The 405-nt window shown below is 32.3% G+C and carries 1 pseudogene; it reads right to left on the bottom strand.

Annotated elements, in window-relative coordinates:
• Positions 1 to 405 (bottom strand): annotated as a pseudogene (locus JGK11_RS17035) (transposase); the annotation flags it as partial.

The raw sequence follows: 405 nt of genomic DNA, 5'->3' as shown, positions 1-405 counted from the left end.
CTTTCCTAAACAATTTTATAAATCCAAATTCTTTCAAATGAGTGATTATTCCTTCATCTGAAACCTCCATAATCTCTACTGCACAATACTTTTGAGGTTTACTGGAGACAGTTATATTCTTTTTAACTGCGAATAAAAAACCCAATTTCTGGTTTCTGAGAAATTTTAAATTTTCTACTCCTGAATACCAACTATCACCCGTCACTATTTTTTGTTTCACCCCCAATTCATGATTTCCGTCATCATTTCTCTAAAATATTGATTTTTTGTTTTTCCCTCTTCTCGATCATATATTCTATAATTGAGCGGGACTGAATTACCATTGATGTCACTATAATACAGGGTGATTAAGTTTAACCCTATTATCGTTTTATGGTATTTGCCAGACCAAAAACGACCGATTAG

Origin of the sequence: Microcoleus sp. PH2017_34_RAT_O_A (assembly GCF_020737885.1) — a bacterium.
In the GTDB taxonomy this organism is placed as follows: Bacteria; Cyanobacteriota; Cyanobacteriia; order Cyanobacteriales; family Microcoleaceae; genus Microcoleus.
This window is presented reverse-complemented; position numbering and strand designations above follow the sequence as displayed.